This window comes from Pseudomonas sp. Ors-4-3C (assembly GCF_055755035.1).
This window is the reverse complement of the sequence record NZ_CM146900.1, coordinates 130,100-147,867: the sequence shown is the minus strand read 5'-3', so window position 1 is coordinate 147,867 and position 17,768 is coordinate 130,100. Positions and strand designations below refer to the sequence as shown.

The 17,768-nt window shown below is 57.6% G+C and carries 13 protein-coding genes; 9 read left to right on the top strand and 4 right to left on the bottom strand.

Annotated features, from left to right (window positions below; translation table 11 throughout):
- Positions 1-132 precede the first annotated feature (132 nt).
- The 5 genes from ACVHNU_RS00620 to ACVHNU_RS00600 all read left to right on the top strand — a co-directional run bounded on the left by ACVHNU_RS00620 (position 133) and on the right by ACVHNU_RS00600 (position 5,374).
- A complete protein-coding gene (locus ACVHNU_RS00620; RefSeq protein WP_177327464.1) occupies positions 133-822 on the top strand; it encodes an ABC transporter permease in 690 nt (229 codons plus the stop codon).
- A 21-nt stretch (positions 823-843) separates the two neighbouring features.
- Positions 844-1,737 (top strand): glycine betaine ABC transporter substrate-binding protein, encoded by an 894-nt coding sequence (locus tag ACVHNU_RS00615; protein ID WP_473018798.1) that lies wholly within the window; start codon positions 844-846, stop codon positions 1,735-1,737.
- Positions 1,738-1,749: 12 nt separating this feature from the next.
- Complete coding sequence (locus ACVHNU_RS00610) at positions 1,750-2,403, top strand: ABC transporter permease (RefSeq protein WP_003221593.1); 654 nt, start codon at positions 1,750-1,752, stop codon at positions 2,401-2,403.
- Positions 2,400-3,557, top strand: a complete 1,158-nt coding sequence (locus ACVHNU_RS00605; RefSeq protein WP_003221591.1) for an osmoprotectant ABC transporter ATP-binding protein OsmV — start codon at positions 2,400-2,402, stop codon at positions 3,555-3,557. The genes ACVHNU_RS00610 and ACVHNU_RS00605 overlap by 4 nt, the downstream gene beginning before the upstream one ends.
- A gap of 653 nt (positions 3,558-4,210) precedes the next feature.
- Positions 4,211-5,374: a type III PLP-dependent enzyme gene (locus ACVHNU_RS00600; RefSeq protein ID WP_003221589.1), complete on the top strand. Its 1,164-nt coding sequence runs from the start codon at positions 4,211-4,213 to the stop codon at positions 5,372-5,374.
- Between the two features lie 42 nt (positions 5,375-5,416).
- On the opposite strand, the gene ACVHNU_RS00595 is transcribed toward ACVHNU_RS00600, so the two are convergent.
- Positions 5,417-6,331 carry a hypothetical protein gene (locus ACVHNU_RS00595; RefSeq protein WP_262143686.1) on the bottom strand — a complete coding sequence of 305 codons (915 nt, stop codon included), beginning with the start codon at positions 6,329-6,331 and terminating at the stop codon, positions 5,417-5,419.
- A gap of 15 nt (positions 6,332-6,346) precedes the next feature.
- The gene (locus ACVHNU_RS00590; protein WP_473018797.1) at positions 6,347-8,563 is read right to left on the bottom strand and encodes an alpha-xenorhabdolysin family binary toxin subunit A; all 2,217 of its coding nucleotides are present in this window, start codon (positions 8,561-8,563) and stop codon (positions 6,347-6,349) included.
- 307 nt (positions 8,564-8,870) lie between these two features.
- On the opposite strand from ACVHNU_RS00590, the gene ACVHNU_RS00585 reads away from it, so the two are divergent.
- Both ACVHNU_RS00585 and ACVHNU_RS00580 read left to right on the top strand, forming a co-directional pair.
- Positions 8,871-9,935: an alpha-xenorhabdolysin family binary toxin subunit A gene (locus tag ACVHNU_RS00585; protein WP_473018796.1), complete on the top strand. Its 1,065-nt coding sequence runs from the start codon at positions 8,871-8,873 to the stop codon at positions 9,933-9,935.
- A gap of 30 nt (positions 9,936-9,965) precedes the next feature.
- Entirely contained in the window at positions 9,966-10,967 is a 1,002-nt protein-coding gene (locus tag ACVHNU_RS00580) for an alpha-xenorhabdolysin family binary toxin subunit B (RefSeq protein ID WP_473018795.1), read from the top strand.
- A 17-nt stretch (positions 10,968-10,984) separates the two neighbouring features.
- On the opposite strand, the gene ACVHNU_RS00575 is transcribed toward ACVHNU_RS00580, so the two are convergent.
- A complete protein-coding gene (locus ACVHNU_RS00575) occupies positions 10,985-11,761 on the bottom strand; it encodes a tetratricopeptide repeat protein (RefSeq protein ID WP_473018794.1) in 777 nt (258 codons plus the stop codon).
- A complete protein-coding gene (locus tag ACVHNU_RS00570; protein WP_473018793.1) occupies positions 11,758-12,438 on the bottom strand; it encodes a Fe2+-dependent dioxygenase in 681 nt (226 codons plus the stop codon). Before ACVHNU_RS00570 ends, ACVHNU_RS00575 begins: the two co-directional genes overlap by 4 nt.
- A 207-nt stretch (positions 12,439-12,645) precedes the next feature.
- Here ACVHNU_RS00570 and ACVHNU_RS00565 point away from each other — a divergent pair, with 207 nt between their 5' ends.
- Both ACVHNU_RS00565 and ACVHNU_RS00560 read left to right on the top strand, forming a co-directional pair.
- Positions 12,646-14,967, top strand: coding sequence for a TonB-dependent receptor (locus ACVHNU_RS00565; protein WP_473018792.1), 2,322 nt, complete (start codon positions 12,646-12,648; stop codon positions 14,965-14,967).
- A 252-nt stretch (positions 14,968-15,219) separates the two neighbouring features.
- The gene (locus ACVHNU_RS00560; protein ID WP_473020045.1) at positions 15,220-17,748 is read left to right on the top strand and encodes a PepSY domain-containing protein; all 2,529 of its coding nucleotides are present in this window, start codon (positions 15,220-15,222) and stop codon (positions 17,746-17,748) included.
- Positions 17,749-17,768: the final 20 nt, after the last annotated feature.

The window sequence follows — 17,768 nt, the reverse complement described above, 5'->3', positions numbered from 1 at the left end:
CCGGTGCTGAGGGAGCTGCTTCTCGCGAACGTTTATTTCCCGGCAGCCAGGCATGGCATGCCACTCGGGACGGCGTTCGCCGACTACAAGAAAAGGAGTCCGCCTGTGGCTATCCGCTATGGCAAAGGGCTGATGGGAGGTGCGGTGGTTATCGCGCTCCTGGCCCTGCTGGTCCACTGGATCGGCATCAACACGATCGAACATTACCGCGACGATTTGTTGTTTTACCTGCAAGCTCATCTGATTCTCGTCCTCGCTTCAATGCTGGCCGCCCTTGTCGTGGGCATCCCCGCCGGTATCTTCCTCAGTCGCCCGACCATGGTCGGCCGCGCTGAACGCTTCATGCAGATCTTCAATATCGGCAACACCGTGCCACCGCTGGCCGTACTGGCGATTGCCTTGGGGATTCTCGGCATCGGCAGTGGCCCGGCAATCTTCGCTTTGTTCCTCGCCTCTCTGTTGCCGATTGTGCGCAACACCTACGAAGGCCTGAAAAACGTCCAGGGTTCGCTGAAAGAAGCCGCCGTCGGCATCGGAATGACCCCGCGCCAGGTGCTGTGGAAAGTTGAATTGCCCAACGCCGTGCCGATCATCATCGGTGGCGTGCGCGTGGCACTGGCGATCAACGTCGGCACCGCGCCGCTGGCATTCCTGATCGGCGCCAACAGCCTCGGCAGCCTGATCTTTCCCGGCATCGCCCTGAACAATCAGCCGCAACTGCTGCTCGGCGCCGCGTGCACCGCGCTGCTGGCCCTGCTGCTCGATGGCGTGGTCACCCTCGCCAGCCGTCTCTGGCTGGAACGCGGTTTGCGCCCGTCTTAAGGCTCTTGCGAAGGAATATTTATGAAACGATTTAGCTTGATCTTGAGCTGCCTCCTGCTGTTTGCAGGATTGGCCCAAGCCGCCGAAAAACCGGTGATTCGCCTCGGCGCCCGGGTGTTCACCGAGCAGACCCTGCTCGCGGAAATCACCGCGCAATACCTGCGCAGCAAAGGTTACGACGCGCAGATCACCGGCGGTCTGGGCAGCAACCTCGCCCGCAGCGCCCACGAAAGCGGGCAACTGGACATGCTCTGGGAATACACCGGCGTGTCACTGGTGGCCTACAACCATGTCACCGAGAAACTCGACAGCGAACAGTCCTACGCCCGGGTCAAAGAACTCGACGCGGAAAAAGGCCTGGTCTGGCTGACCCCGTCGAAATTCAGCAACACCTACGCCCTCGCCCTGCCGAAAAAAGTCGCCGAGGAGTACCCGCAGATCAACACCATCAGCGACCTGAACAAGGTGCTGCGCGATGAGGCCAAGACCAATCACCTGGTGGCGCTGGACACCGAGTTTGCCAACCGCTCCGACGGTCTCGACGGCATGGTCAAGCTCTACGACATGAACCTCACCCGCAAGAACATCCGCCAGATGGACGCGGGGCTGGTCTACACCGCGCTGCGCAACGGCCAGGTGTTTGCCGGTCTGGTCTACACCACCGACGGTCGCCTGAATGCCTTCGGTCTGAAGCTGCTGGAAGACGACAAGCACTACTTCCCCGACTACACCGCCGCGCCGGTGGTGCGTCAGGCCTACCTTGATGCGCACCCGCAACTGGCCGAGCAACTCAAGCCGCTGGCAGAACTGTTCGATGACGAAACCATGCGCCAGCTCAACGCGCGGGTCGACGTCGATCACGAAAGCCCATCGAAAGTGGCCGCCGACTTTCTGCGCCAGCACCCACTCAATTAAGGAGGAGAAGTCATGGAATTTCTGAACGCCTTTTCCCACCTCGACTGGCAGCAGGTGATGCACCTGACCTGGCAGCACATCACCCTGGTTGGCATCGCCGTGACACTGGCGATCTTCATTGGTGTGCCGCTGGGCATTCTGATGACGCGTTTCCCGAGCCTCGCCGGTCCCTTGCAGGCCAGCGCCACAGTGCTGCTGACCGTGCCGTCGATTGCGCTGTTCGGTCTGCTGCTGCCGTTCTACTCCAAGTTCGGCCAGGGCCTTGGGCCGATGCCGGCGATCACCGCGGTGTTCCTTTATTCACTGCTGCCGATCATGCGTAACACCTACCTCGCCCTGACCGGCGTCGAGCCGGGCATCCGTGAAGCTGCACGCGGTATCGGCATGACCTTCGGCCAGCGCCTGCGCATGGTCGAGTTGCCGATTGCGGTGCCAGTGATCCTCGCCGGGGTGCGCACCGCGGTGGTGATGAACATCGGTGTGATGACCATCGCCGCGACCATCGGCGCCGGTGGCCTGGGCGTGCTGATCCTCGCCTCCATCAGCCGCAGCGACATGTCGATGCTGATCGTCGGCGCGCTGCTGGTCAGTCTTCTGGCGATCTTCGCCGACCTTCTCCTGCAGTGGCTGCAACGTACGCTGACTCCAAAAGGACTCCTCAAATGATCGAACTTCAAAACCTCAGCAAGACCTTCCAGAGCAACGGCAAAGATGTCAAAGCCGTGGACTCGGTAAGCCTGACCGTCAATGAAGGCGAAATCTGTGTGTTCCTCGGGCCATCGGGTTGCGGCAAAAGCACCACGCTGAAAATGATCAACCGCCTGATCAAGCCGACCTCAGGCAAGATCCTGATCAACGGCGAAGACACCACCGACCTCGACGAAGTGACCCTGCGCCGCAACATCGGCTACGTGATCCAGCAGATCGGCCTGTTCCCCAACATGACCATCGAAGAGAACATCGTTGTGGTGCCGAAACTGCTCGGCTGGGACAAACAGAAATGCCACGACCGCGCCCGCGAACTGATGAGCATGATCAAACTGGAACCCAAACAGTATCTGCACCGCTATCCGCGTGAACTGTCCGGTGGCCAGCAACAGCGCATCGGCGTGATCCGCGCATTGGCCGCTGATGCGCCGCTGTTGCTGATGGACGAGCCGTTCGGTGCGGTCGACCCGATCAACCGCGAGATGATCCAGAACGAGTTCTTCGAGATGCAGCGGGCACTGAACAAGACCGTGATCATGGTTAGCCACGACATCGACGAAGCGATCAAACTCGGCGACAAGATCGCGATTTTCCGCGCCGGCAAACTGCTGCAGATCGATCACCCAGACACCCTGCTCGCGCACCCGGCGGACGACTTTGTCAGCAACTTCGTTGGCCAGGACAGCACCCTCAAGCGTCTGCTGCTGGTGAAGGCTGAAGACGCAGCCGACAACGCGCCATCGGTCAGTCCGGAAACCCCGGTGGCCGATGCGCTGGAATTGATGGACGAACATGACCGCCGCTACGTGGTGGTCACCTGTGCCGAGAACAAGGCGCTGGGTTACGTCCGTCGTCGCGACCTGCACCGCCAGACCGGCACCTGCGCGCAGTATCTGCGCGAGTTCAACGCCACCGCGGCGTACGACGAGCATCTGCGCATCCTGCTGTCGCGCATGTACGAGTTCAACCGTTCGTGGCTGCCGGTGATGGATGCCGAGCGGGTGTTCCTGGGAGAGGTGACGCAGGAGTCGATTGCGGCTTACCTGAGCTCGGGGCGTTCCCGTGGGATGAAGACCAATATCGTCTCGCCGGCTGAGGCCGTGGTCGCCTGATCGATTAAAAGGTCGCACACCGAACCTGTGGCGAGGGAGCTTGCTCCCGCTGGGTCGCGCAGCGGCCCCTCTTTTCAAAAAAAGCGGGGGACTGCTTCGCAGTCCAGCGGGAGCAAGCTCCCTCGCCACAGGTTTTTTGTGTATTCAAAGACTGGAAAAGAATATCAACACCGAGGTGGGTTCTGGTACTGCAAAACCTTCCGTCACACCGATCAAAATCCCTCTCAACCCGCCCTCTCGCCGCCAACGTCGCCGATGTTGCGCCTATCGCACTTACCCACGACTTAGCCGACAAAAGCATCGAACGTGCAGGTATTTTTAACACATGAAAATTATCGGGGAACATCTGTCCGTCATCTCGGTCGGCTACAAAGAGTGATATCCGCGACGTACGTCAGAAGCGTGCAAAAACGCGACATTTTTAGTTGATCTCAGGCCCCTCACGCCCTAAAGTTCGCGCCGAACGTCCATGCTGGAAACGATCCATCCGGCTCAAGTACTGACGACGAGACAGCAAGGCCAAGGGCAGTTACGCCCGTGGCCTTTTTGCTTTCGGCGACATGCCTTGGGAAGTAGGCGAACCAAAGTGGGGATACGGAGGACGTTCATTTACACCCATGTTTTTACCCGTTTGCCCATAGGAGCACTCCAGCATGTCGATCCAGGTCGAAGACTATTTCGCGCGCGAAACCTTTCAGAAAATGAAGGCGTTCGCCGACAAACAGGAAACCCCGTTCGTGGTGATCGACACCGCGATGATCAGCCAGGCCTACGATGACCTGCGCGCCGGTTTCGAATTCGCCAAGGTCTACTACGCGGTCAAGGCCAACCCGGCCGTCGAGATCATCGACCTGCTCAAAGAGAAAGGCTCGAGCTTCGACATCGCCTCCATCTATGAGCTGGACAAAGTGCTGAGCCGTGGCGTCAGCCCGGACCAGATCAGCTACGGCAACACCATCAAGAAATCCAAGGACATCCGCTACTTCTTCGAGAAGGGCGTGCGCCTGTACGCCACCGACTCCGAAGCCGACCTGCGCAACATCGCCAAGGCCGCGCCGGGTTCGAAAGTCTATGTGCGCATCCTCACCGAAGGCTCGACCACCGCTGACTGGCCACTGTCGCGCAAGTTCGGCTGCCAGACCGACATGGCCATGGACCTGCTGATCCTCGCCCGTGACCTGGGCCTGGTGCCTTACGGCATCTCGTTCCACGTGGGCTCGCAGCAGCGTGATATCAGCGTCTGGGACGCGGCCATCGCCAAGGTCAAAGTGATCTTCGAGCGCCTGAAAGAAGAAGACGGCATTCATCTGAAGCTGATCAACATGGGCGGCGGCTTCCCGGCCAACTACATCACCCGCACCAATAGCCTGGAAACCTACGCCGAAGAAATCATCCGCTTCCTCAAGGAAGACTTCGGTGACGATCTGCCGGAAATCATTCTGGAACCGGGCCGTTCGCTGATTGCCAACGCCGGTATTCTGGTCAGCGAAGTGGTACTGGTTGCACGTAAATCCCGCACCGCCGTCGAGCGTTGGGTGTATACCGATGTGGGCAAGTTCTCCGGCCTGATCGAAACCATGGACGAAGCGATCAAGTTCCCGATCTGGACCGAGAAGAAAGGCGAGATGGAAGAAGTGGTCATCGCCGGTCCAACCTGCGACAGCGCCGACATCATGTACGAGAACTACAAGTACGGCCTGCCGCTGAACCTGGCCATCGGTGATCGTCTGTACTGGCTGTCGACCGGTGCGTACACCACCAGCTACAGCGCCGTCGAATTCAATGGCTTCCCGCCGCTGAAATCGTTCTACGTGTAACCGACACCTCAGAGTAAAAAAGGCCCATTGAATGGGCCTTTTTTATTTTTTCAGCCAGTTTTCGAAGTGCGTCAACATCTGCAAAATCTCATCAGCGCCCTCCAGAGCCGATTCGATCTTGAAATTCAGCAGCCCCATGGTGGTCATATTTTCGGTTTGTGTGAGGGCAGTGCCCAAGCCTCTCGCACGCTCAGATACGTTTCTGAGGAACACGCCCATCTGAATATTCAGCGGTACGAACTCATTGAAGAGTTTAGCGATATCGGCCTGAAACTCGGCAGCCCTGATCGTGGGGTCTGAAGAAGAGTAAGCAATGTCCCAGGGAGGCGTTGTCGCAGAATTCCTGAACAACTCTTGCGCGACAGTCGGTTGTGGATGACAGGCACACGACTGCCAACCCATTATCTTGATAAATGCCGCGTTCAATCCAAATGATGCCTCGCCCAGCATGTCAATCTGGCCCTCAATCGGATTGATTACTCCGCTCAAGCTCCAGAAACAATTACCCAACTGGTGAACCAATCCTCTGGGGCTGGTCGGTGGAGACCGTCCCCAGTCCGTCGAGCGATACAGACTGTAACTTGTTACGTCAACCTGACTGACAGGTGCGCGTTTCGATGTTCTCTGTGTTATTTCCAAAGATTCACGTCCAAACGTATCCAGGTCACTCAAATACCGACTGGTCAAACTCCGCAAGTCTCTAATTCGCTCCCAGCTCTCTTGTAGATATTGTTCATAAAAGTTAACGCGGTTCAGGCGCGTATCCCAGGACAGTTCTGCGCGTTGATGGCCACTTTTTCGTCGCGCCTCAAATACAACTGGCGTGCTGTCGTAGGTCGGTATCAACAGACCCAGCCAACGGATATAGCGATTCAGCACCTCGCGCTGCGGCGCCGAAAACTCATAACTCACTGAATTCATATTTCCTGTGCAGGAAGTGGGCGAGCGATCGCCCACTTCCTCACCTCCTTGTTATTGGGAAATGGATTTCAGAACGTTAACGGCTTCGGCAATCCGGGCAATTGCAGAGTCTGCCCGGCCGTCCACCGGCACCGAAGTGTCCTGGGTAAACTCAGTAGAGAGCAGATCAAAGTAGTTGATCAGGCTGGCAAACTCATTGGCGTACTTCGAACGTTCGTCGTCCTGCTCGTCCAGCGTAGTGACCAGTTCGATACGCCCAACAATCCGAGTGCCATCGTTGAGGTGCCTGCGCAACTGAGCGCGCATTTCAGCTGCTTTGTCGCTGAGTCGACGGTACGCAGCCAGCATGTTGAGATAAGAAATCGCCTCACCAATACCAGAAATCAATTTTTTCAGGGTATCAATAGCTAACATGGCGATTTGAACTTGCGGAGGCGCCAGACCCAACGCCTTCAGATTTTCAAGCGATAACTGGGCTTCCTGGCCAATTTTTTCGATACCCGCCTTGGTGATCAGATCAATCGCATCGGAAATAGACTTTATCTCAGCAGTGAAGGCTGCAATCTTCTCTTCGGATTGGGTCTTGAGTTCCTCGTTACTGACACGCTCTTCTTCCAGCTTGACGATCCACTCCGCCGACGCCTTGCGGTCATAGACTGCGCCAATACTCTTGTGGATACTTTTCAAATCTCGAGTTTGCGCAGAGACTTTAGCGAAAATATCTTTCAGTTCCACCTCCATGTCCTCGCGCACCTCTTCCGCATCCTCGGGTGAACTCAATTCTTCCTGATAGGATTTTAAATTCCTCTCGGACAGCACCAGACTGATGCTTAGTCTCTGCGCCTTGTCGCGCAATTCAAAAGTTGCCTTGTTCAACGCCAGTGCCACACCGTTCATGGCCCCGACAGTGCCGGGCATGTAATCGAATTGCTCAAAGAGCATTTGCGCAGTAGTGTTCAGTTGCTGCACGGACGCATTGTGTTCGCGCAGTTTTTGCATATTGAACGCTGGTTCTACAGCATTGATCGAAAAATTTTGCATTGCAGCCCTACTCCGAATCGCGACATTATTGTTTTGGTATTCTTTATCGGCTTCCGCAAACACCGCCAACAACTGATCGGCCTTGGATTGTATTTGCTCCCACGGAGCGATGATTTGAACTATCTGATTCTTGAAAGCGCGCAACGTCACGGACTCGTCGATTAGATTGACTTTATTGATAGAGGCAATGACATAATCACCGAGCGCGTTCCAAACCAGCATGAGGTTTTGGGTTGCTACATCGGCCTCGATCGCAACGTAACTAAGGTTTTGCAGATCATCACGAACTTTATTCAGCGAACTCAGCGTCTGGTTCTTGCTGGCCATTTTTTGATTATCGGCCTGCTGCAGTTGCTTCAACGCATTACGTTCACGGCGTATTTTTTCAGCTTTGACACCCTGATAGATAGCCATGACCAGTCCACCAATGTTAAGACCCGCCGCATCTCTGATCGCATCTTGAACCAACTTTTCATATTGTTTGTTCAGCTCATCAATCTCAGCGGAACGCTGATCCATTTGACCTTGCAACTCTTTGATATCAGATGCGTACGTATTCCTGGAAACGAACTCCAGTCGCAGCTTGATTTCCGGCAGAACAGACGCTCGCATATCGGTGCCGAAACGATCCAGTTCCCCGCGTACGTGTTCGGCTTTTTGATGACAAAGCCTGATTGCTGACAGCAAGTCATTCAGATAACTTCGAATATCGGCGATATCGCCAGGGGCAAGATCAAGATCTGGCAGCCCTGGCATTTGCCGTTGAAGTTTCAGGTATTGTTCAACAGTAGTAATATCATGCTCTTCCAGATATTTAGAAGCCCTCAGATCGTTATACACTTCAACAATGGCATCACCCGTTCCGATGATGCTGCCAGCAAATATCTTCAGATCATTTCCCGTCAGCATTATTTTCTCGCGCAGAGGCGACCAGCGTCGCGCATGCTGATAGGTCGTGGTAAAAGTTCGCAAAAAATCCCGAGCAGTGCGTCCCACACCACCGTCATCACCGGAGCCATAGTTAAGATAGGCAATGACGTCGTCCAATTGAATCGGCAGGGACAAGCCTAGCGCCTCATACCTCCTCAAATTGTTTATTTGCTCTTTGGTCACATGGAGACCGGTATCTCGATTGTATTCTTCGCCCTCACCCAACGAAGCGTTCACAAAAAGCAATGGGGCTTTTGCGGCGGCCTCAACCATCTTGTCATTTAAATTCTGTTCCATCGGAGACTCCTTGTCTTCTTCGGATATTAATATTGATTATTCACTTACAGCGTTGGCGCGCTCATCCGGAGCGCAATCAAATCAACGCCACCCCTCAACTTAGATCGACAAAACCAGCGCATGCAACCAATCAAATATTAAAATTGAATACACAAACATCGTCTTGCGACAGACAACCAGCCACCCATGCAAAAAATTACAAAAAACGACAAATCATAACCAACAACAAGTCACAATCAATACATGTACTCAACAGCGAATCCGGATTTAATCTAAGGACTCAAACAACACTTCAAAGGAATTGAAAGTGCAACCCATCTCAAAACCGCTCATCACCAAAGACGACATTCGAAAAATAAAAAACTACATTTCCACCGCCAAGGCATTGCCGCGCAATATCGAAGATATCGAAAGGCAATTGAAAACAAAACGCACCGGCATCATCGGTCTGGAGTTAACCGACATTGTCGAACTCAATCACACGATGATTAACAATGCCAATTCCTGGACAGATATCGAATATTCGATGCGGCGCGTGGCCGGTAGCCTCGCTACCTTCTCGGAAGACCTGGAAAGTTTCGGTCAGGACATTATCGACGCGATCGTGACCATGCCGGGCTACATCAACTTCATTGGCACTATCGACTCGCTGAGTGAAGAAGAGATAAACAGTCTGCCGCCGCTGGAAATCGGTCGGGAAGAAAAGAACCGATTCGGTTCCATCCAGGAATCACTGGCGTTCATTGCACGGTCGATCGAGGACAAAAAGCTCAGCAGCCGGGACGTCAATGAGCGCCTGAAATACTTCAAGGCGGAGCTCAACGACAAGGTCGCCGTCAGAATTGGCGAAAAACTGAAACTGGCCGGCGATGCGCAAATCAACCGACAGCTTACCGAGTTGAATGCCGCCATTGATCTTGCCGAGCAGCGTATTGCCGAGAAGACCAGAGAGTCCAATGCTGATTTTTTCGACTACATCTTCGGCACCATCGTGGTTTACACCGGTGGCGGACCCGCCTGGCATCGGCACGTCAATCTGGAGCAGGCAATCCACTTGCGTCCGCTGATCGAGCAACGAGACTTGCTGGCCGAGCAGGTCAAGCAAAAAAACATTCTTGCCGGCACGCTCATGGAGTTTCAGTCGAGCTTGAGCAGTATGTCGATCTATGTCGAGGGCGCCGTCAATAGCACCTCACAACTTGAGCAGCTGTGGAGCGAAATTACTCAGTACATCAACGCCTCGCAAAACACAGTAATGGGCATGCATGAATTCCTGACCCTCAGAACTTTTGTCGCGAGTTTCAATGTTGTTCTCAAGAACTGGAAAACCGTTCAGAACAACTCGAACCTGCTTATCAGCGCCTTCGACTAACGCCATCCATCCAAGCGAGAATAATTTCCCATGACAACCATTGCTTACGCCCTGCCCGATCTTGGCCGCCTTAACGAAAGCCGCGAGGCGATTCGTTACCAGGCGATCATCGGCTCCGCCAATCTGTACATCAAAGCCCTGAGCGATGAATTGCTCAGCTTGAATACCGCCATCAGCGATCTGGATCTCGTGGCTGCCAACGCCATCACCACGGCAATCTCTGCACTGGAGACAGACGAACTGAGCGAGAACCTGCAGGCCCTGGCCAGCCTCGGCGAGGCTGAATCCACCCCTCAGGCTGCAAACGCACGCAAGCTTTATTCGCAGGCTGTTACAGGACTGATCAGGCTGTGTATCGATCAAATGACCACGCTGCACTTGTCACTGCACAACGGTGTATTCGGTGTGCAGAGCATCGCCATCAGCAACAACCGTTTCCGACTCGAGGAACTGGCCACCGCCAAAGTCGATCTGGACCGTGAATACACTGCCGAGAAAATCCCGCTGGCTCAATTGAAAGACGATGAGGCGGTTCTGAATCTGGCCATTGCGGAGTTTGAAAAACTGACAGTCATCGACCGAATCAAACCGCTGTTCGAGCAACTCAAGGCGATGTTCAGCGGCAAACCCAAAAGCCCCGAAGCCCTGGCGTTGGAAGCTGGACTGCTCGTCGCCACCAAGTTTCTCGACGAAGGCAACGAGTTGATCAAATACAAGGACCTGCTCAGAGCGCGACAGATCCTGCAGACGCGCCTCGACCAGCGCGAGGAGCGTGTGGCGTCGCTGGCCAAACAGCTGCGGGACAACGATGACAAGAGCCGTCAGCTGACTGACACTCAGAAGGTTCTGCCCCACCGGCAAACCTATGTCAGCGAAACCGGCAAATTGACCGAAGCGCTGTCAGCGTTTCTCAGTGCTGTCACTGCTTCGCCCAACGACAATATCCTGCTGCGCGGCGAGCGAGTGCTCGAGCACAGTCAGGCCCTGCGCAATTATCTGTATCCGCTGCAGGGACGCTGGTTGCGTGGCTGATTGATCGCGCCTGCCTTTCACGCCTGATGAAGGGCATGCGCTCCGCCAGCGAGGCCCGATAGACGCTGACGGTACGCCTCGCCCATGGCGCGCATCTGCGGATGCGCGGAGGTCAGCAGCGACTCGCTGCTGACCTGTAAGAATTTCACGTTGCCGATCACCAGGGCTTTCTCAAGCCATTGCAATGCGTCATCGAGGCGCCCTGCTTCCGCCAGGATCGCGGCATGACTGAACTGCCCACGAAAATCCCCGGCCTCGGCCGAACGTCGATACCAGTCGTGCGCTGCTGCCGGATCGGCCTGGCAGGCCTGGCCCTCTTCCAGATAACGTCCCAGCAGGTTCATCGATTTGGCGTGGCCGGCTTCGGCGGCGCGCTGATACAGCGCCAGCGCCTGAGCATGATCCACCGCCACACCACGCCCGGTCGCGAGCAGATTGGCCAGGTTGTACATCGCCCAGTCCAGGCCGGCATCCGCGGCCATTCGATAATGCTGCGCGGCAACCGCAGCATCCGCCACACAGCCCCAACCATGCTCATGGCAGCGACCGAGCATGTTGCGCGCCATTAAATGCCCCTGGCCGGCAGCGATAGCAAACCAGCGCAGCGCCAACGGTTGATCCTGAGCGATGCCACGGCCGTCGAGCAGGATCTGCCCGAGCAATGCCTGCGCTTCGACAATGCCCTGACCGGCCGCGAGCAGAATCGCCTGCGCGGCACGGGCCGGACTTTCTTCGAGCATGGCGCTGAGCTGTGCACCGTCGAGCACTTCCTCGCGCCGCAGTTGAAAACTCATACCTCGACCCAGCGCCGCAGCAGATTGTGATAGGTGCCGGTGAGGCGGATCAGCGACGGGTGATCGGGCATGTCTTGAGTCAGCTGCTGGATCGCCCCGTCCATCTCGAACAGCAAGGCGCGCTGGCTGTCTTCGCGTACCAGACTTTGCGTCCAGAAGAACGACGCATAACGCGTACCGCGCGTGACGGCATTGACCTTGTGCAGGCTGGTGCCGGGGTACAGCACCATGTCGCCGGCAGGCAGTTTTACCCGCTGGGTGCCGAAGGTGTCCTGGATCTCCAGCTCGCCACCGTCGTAGTCCTCGGGCTCGCTGAAAAACAGCGTGGCCGAGAGATCGGTGCGCACCCGTTCGATGCTGCCCTTGTGCTGGCGTACAGCGTTGTCGATGTGAAAATCGAAACTGCCGCCCGCCGTGTAGCAGTTGAGTAACGGCGGGAATACTTTGTGCGGCAGCGCGGCAGACATGAACAGTGGGTTTTTCCACAGCCGTTCGAGCATCGCTGCACCAATTTCCTTGGCCAGTGGATGACCTTCAGGCAGTTGCAGATTGTGCTTGGTCTTGGCCGACTGGTAACCGGCGGTGATCTTGCCATCGGCCCAGTCAGCCTGCTCCAGCGCCTCGCGAATGCGCTGCACTTCGTCTTTGGCGAACAGGCCGGGAATGTGCAGCAGCATGACGAACGTACCTGATGGCAAAGGGGTGCCAATGGTATTGATTCTTATTGACCGTGTAAAACCCGTGTGACGAATGAATCGGCAAAAACCGTAAGGCCAAATTGTAAAGAATGTAAATTCGTCGCGAATAACAATATTTCGCAATTGATACGAATACCTGTTTACCCTATATTCCGCCGCCTCAAATCCTTGGGGAGGGGAATAAAAATGTCACGTCAACACGCACAATTGCCGGTCAGTTCACCACGTCTGCTGGCGTCGGCCATTGGTGTCGCCATTACTGCCGGCTCCGCTGGGCACATGGTATTTGCCGCCGAAAAGACCGACAGCAAAGCCTCCGGCAATGCCATCGCTCTGGACGCTACCGCCATCACCGGTGAAGCGCAGGACCCGACGTCCTACCAGGTCGAAAAAGCCTCCTCGCCCAAGTACACCGCACCGCTGGTCGACACCCCGCGCTCGGTCACTGTGATCCCACAACAAGTGCTGAAGGACACCGGCGCGCTGAACATGCAGGACGCGCTGCGCACCGTACCGGGCATCACCTTCGGTGCCGGTGAAGGCGGCAACCCGCAGGGTGATCGTCCGTTCATTCGCGGTTTCGACGCTCAGGGCGACACCTATCTCGACGGCGTGCGCGACACCGGTTCACAGAGCCGCGAAATCTTCGCCGTGGAAAACATCGAAGTCAGCAAGGGCCCGAACTCCGCCATCGGCGGTCGCGGCGCGGCTGGCGGCAGCATCAACCTGGTGAGCAAGAAAGCGCACCTGGGCAACTCCTTCGACGGCGGCTTCACCTGGGGTTCCGACCAGACCCAGCGCTACACCCTGGATGGCAACTACCAGTTCAGCGACACCGCTGCCGGCCGTCTGAACCTGATGAGCCACGAGAGCAACGTCGCCGGTCGCGACAGCGTCGATTACGATCGCTGGGGTATCGCCCCGTCCCTGGCGTTCGGCCTGGGCACCGACACCCGCGTCAACCTCGACTACTACCACCTCGAAAGCAACGACACCCCGGATTCGGGCATTCCCTACACCATTCCGGCTGCAGGCTCGGCGGCGCGTACCAAGTCCAATCCGGACAAACCGTACGCCGGTGGCGATCACAGCAACTTCTATGGCCTGGACGATCGCGACTTCCGCAAGGGCCGTACCGACACCGCGACCTTCGCCATCGAACATGATCTGAGCGATTCGCTGACCATCAAGAACACCCTGCGCCACGGCACCAGCATGCAGGATTACATCCTGACCCAGCCGGACGACAGCAAGGGCAACGTCAACAACGGCAGCGTGTGGCGCCGTGCCAACACGCGCGTCAGCAATACCGAAACCACCACCAACCAGACTGATCTGTTCGGCAATTTCTACATCGCCGGTTTCAAGAACAGCTTCTCCACCGGTGTCGAGTACACCTACGAAGAAGCCCAGAAGTCCTCGTACAACGTCAACACCGACACCACACCGCGCAGCCCGGGCAACGCCAGCACCAACTGCACCCCGTCGATGATCGGCGCCTCGAGCGGTTACAACTGCACCTCGCTGTCGAACCCGAATCCGGGCGATCCGTGGAACGGCGCGATCTCGCGCAACTACGCCGGCACCGACACCAAGGCCAACACCTATGCGCTGTACGCGTTTGACACTCTGGAGTTGTCCGAACAGTGGCTGGTGAACATGGGACTGCGTTACGACCACTTCTACACCGACTACAAAACCTACACCAACGCCGGCACCACCACCTCCAAGGGTGATGACACCAGCGAGTTCGTGACCGGTCAGTTCGGCGTGGTCTACAAGCCAGCTCCGAACGGTAGCATCTACGCGTCCTATGCCACGTCTGCGACGCCACCTGGCAACACGTTGGGCGAGGGTATGGAAGGCAACCCGCTGGGCGGCACCCCGGATCGCAATGGCAACCTGCTCAAGAGCGACATGGAGCCGGAAACCACCAAGAACTACGAAATCGGCACCAAGTGGGATCTGTTGAACGATCGCCTGTCGCTGACGGCTGACATCTTCCGCACCGAGAAAGAAAACGCTCGTGTGCAAGTCGACACCACCTCGTACGAAAACGCCGGCAAGACCCGTGTGCAAGGTATCGAGCTGTCGGCCAGCGGCAAGATCACAGACAAGTGGCAAGTGTTCGCCGGCTACGCGTTCATGGACAGCGAACAACTCGACGGCGGCCCGATGGGCAAGGCCAACGATGGTAACGAGTTGCCGAACACGCCGAAAAACAGCGCCAGCCTGTGGACCACTTACCAGGTCACGCCGAAGCTGACCCTCGGTGGCGGCGCGTTCTACGTCGACGACGTATACGGCAGCGTGGCCAACACCACGATGGTCGATTCCTACGTACGTTACGACGCGATGGCTGCCTACAAGCTGAGCAAGAACGTCGACCTGCAACTCAACGTGCAGAACCTGACCAACGAGGTCTACTACGACAAAGCGTTCTCGACCCACTTCGCCAACCAGGCGGCGGGCCGTACGGCATTGCTGAGCACCAACTTCCACTTCTGACCAACGCTGTAAATGTGGGAGAACCTGCAGGAGTGAGCCTGCTCGCGATGAGGTCGTGCCTGCCAGCGAATGGATTGACTGATCCACCGCTATCGCGAGCAGGCTCACTCCTACGAAGGTATGCACCGCAAGATCATGGCCCCGTTCATTCCATTGAACGGGGCCTTTGTGCGTAAAGAAGAACGCTTCTCGACAACCCACGGCATAATGCGCGCCGTGATGACAATTTTTCGAACGGACAAGGCGAGCGACGTGTTGAAGAAAACCCTGTTCCAGTTGCACTGGTTTTTCGGCATCACTGCCGGGCTGGTGCTGGCCCTGATGGGCATTACCGGTGCCGCCTATTCGTTCCAGGACGAAATCCTGCGGGCGCTGAACCCGTCGGTGTTGCAGGTGGAAAAACAGGTCGCCGGCGTCCTGCCTCCAGTCGACCTGGTGGAACACATCGAAGCGACTTCCGGCAAGAAAGTCTCGATGCTCTGGGTCGAGACCGACAGCGGCAACGCCGCGCGCGTCTACTTCACTCCGCCCAAAGGCGAACGCCGTGGCGAGATGCGCTACTTCGATCCCTACACCGGTGAGTTCATGGGCGACGCGGTTGGCCAGGACTTCTTCGGCCTGATGCTGCAACTGCACCGCTTCCTCGCCATGGGTGATACCGGGCGCAACATCACCGGCGCCTGCACCCTGATCCTGTTGTTCTTCTGCCTGTCCGGGCTGTACCTGCGCTGGCCGCGACAGTGGAACAGCTGGCGCGTGTGGCTGACCCTCGACTGGAAGAAAAAGGGCCGCAGCTTCAACTGGGACCTGCACTCGGTCGCGGGCACCTGGTGTTTGCTGGTGTATCTGCTGCTGGCGTTGACCGGGTTGTCGTGGTCGTACGAGTGGTACAACAAGGGCCTGACCAAACTGCTTTCCGACGCGCCGCAAAACGAGCGCGTGCGCGGTGGTCGCGGCCCGGCGCCGGAAGGTCCGGCACCGACCGCCGATTACGCGGCAATGTGGAGCAGCATCTACAGCGCTGCGGGCCCGGGCCTGTCGGCCTACAACATCCGTATGCCGCCAGTGGCCGGACAACCGGCGACCGTGTTCTATCTGCTCGACAGCTCGCCGCATGATCGCGCGTTGAACCAGATCACCCTCGACCCGGCCACCGGCGTGGTCAAACGCGTCGATCGCTACGCCGACAAGAGCTTCAAGGCGCAGCTGTTGACCAGCATTTACGCGCTGCACGTCGGCAGCTATTTCGGCCTCGTCGGACGGATCATCATCACCCTCGCCGCCGTGTGCATGCCGCTGTTTTTCATCACTGGCTGGCTGCTGTATCTGGATCGCCGACGCAAGAAAAAGCAGATTCAGGACGCGCGCAAAGGTCTTGAACAACCGACCGGCAATGCCCCTGGATGGCTGATCGGTTTTGCCAGCCAAAGTGGTTTTGCCGAACAACTGGCGTGGCAGACCGCCGGGCAACTGCAAGCCGCCGGGTTGCCGGTGAAGGTGCAGCCGCTGGCGAATGTCAGCGCAGAGGATCTGCGCGAATCGAACCACGCGCTGTTCGTGGTCAGCACCTTCGGCGACGGCGAAGCACCGGACAGCGCGCGCGGTTTCGAGCGCAAAGTGCTGCGCAACGCCGCGCACATCGATGGCCTGAACTACGCGGTGCTGGGACTCGGCGACCGTCAATACGCGCACTTCTGCGGCTTCGCCCGACGCCTGCATCAGTGGCTCGGCGAACACGGCGGCAAGACCCTGTTCGCCCCGGTCGAAGTCGACAGCGGCGACCCGTACGCCCTGCGTCACTGGCAGACTCAACTCGGCCTGATCACCGGACAAGCGCCGGTCGACACCTGGCAAGCGCCGAGCTACGACAACTGGACACTGCTGCGCCGCGACCTGATGAACCCCGACAGCAGCGGTTCGCCGGTGTACCTGTTGGGCCTGAAGGCGCCGAGCACCAGCAGCTGGCTGGCCGGCGATCTGGTGGAAGTGTTGCCGCGCAACTGTGCGTGGGCGATCGAGCATTTCCTCGACGGCCTCGGCATTCGTGGCGAAACACCCGTGAAGATCAACGGCCTCGAAGAGCCGCTGGAAGTCGCCCTCGCCAGCCGCCAGTTGCCGGAACATCGTGCGCATCTGGTCGGCCTGCATGCGCAAGCGCTGGTGGATGCGATGGTGCCGCTGGCGATGCGCGAATACTCGATCGCCTCGATTGCCGCCGACGGCGTGCTGGAACTGATCGTACGTCAGGAACAACACGCCGATGGCAGCCTCGGCATCGCTTCCGGCTGGCTGACCGAACACGCCCCGGTGGGCGGCAGCATCAGCCTGCGCGTGCGGCGCAACAGCGGGTTCCATCTGCCGAATGAACCGCTGCCGATGATTCTGCTGGGCAACGGCACCGGCCTCGCCGGGTTGCGCAGCCTGCTCAAGGCGCGCATCGCCGACGGTCAGCAGCGTCACTGGCTGCTGTTTGGCGAGCGCAATCGCGAGCATGATTTCCTCTGCCGGGCGGAGCTGGAAGAGTGGCTGATCAATGGCGATCTGGCGCGCCTGGACCTGGCGTTTTCGCGGGATCAGGCGCAGAAGATTTACGTTCAGGATCGCCTGCGCGAATCCGCTGACGAGCTGAAAAAATGGCTGGCTGACGGTGCGGTGATCTACATCTGCGGCAGCCTGCAGGGTATGGCCTCCGGCGTCGATCAAGTGCTCAACGACGTGTTGGGTGCAGCCGAAGTCGAACGCCTGATCGAACAGGGCCGTTACCGCCGCGACGTGTACTGACACCCATCATTCCCCTGTGG

Excerpts from the sequence above, each read along its gene's own strand:
- ACVHNU_RS00575 (WP_473018794.1), bottom strand. The coding sequence starts at position 11,761 with ATGAGTTTTCAACTGCGGCGCGAGGAAGTGCTCGACGGTGCACAGCTC.
- ACVHNU_RS00610 (WP_003221593.1), top strand. The coding sequence starts at position 1,750 with ATGGAATTTCTGAACGCCTTTTCCCACCTCGACTGGCAGCAGGTGATG.
- ACVHNU_RS00620 (WP_177327464.1), top strand. The coding sequence starts at position 133 with ATGGGAGGTGCGGTGGTTATCGCGCTCCTGGCCCTGCTGGTCCACTGG.
- ACVHNU_RS00605 (WP_003221591.1), top strand. The coding sequence starts at position 2,400 with ATGATCGAACTTCAAAACCTCAGCAAGACCTTCCAGAGCAACGGCAAA.
- ACVHNU_RS00590 (WP_473018797.1), bottom strand. The coding sequence starts at position 8,563 with ATGGAACAGAATTTAAATGACAAGATGGTTGAGGCCGCCGCAAAAGCC.
- ACVHNU_RS00565 (WP_473018792.1), top strand. The coding sequence starts at position 12,646 with ATGTCACGTCAACACGCACAATTGCCGGTCAGTTCACCACGTCTGCTG.
- ACVHNU_RS00580 (WP_473018795.1), top strand. The coding sequence starts at position 9,966 with ATGACAACCATTGCTTACGCCCTGCCCGATCTTGGCCGCCTTAACGAA.
- ACVHNU_RS00600 (WP_003221589.1), top strand. The coding sequence starts at position 4,211 with ATGTCGATCCAGGTCGAAGACTATTTCGCGCGCGAAACCTTTCAGAAA.
- ACVHNU_RS00570 (WP_473018793.1), bottom strand. The coding sequence starts at position 12,438 with ATGCTGCTGCACATTCCCGGCCTGTTCGCCAAAGACGAAGTGCAGCGC.
- ACVHNU_RS00615 (WP_473018798.1), top strand. The coding sequence starts at position 844 with ATGAAACGATTTAGCTTGATCTTGAGCTGCCTCCTGCTGTTTGCAGGA.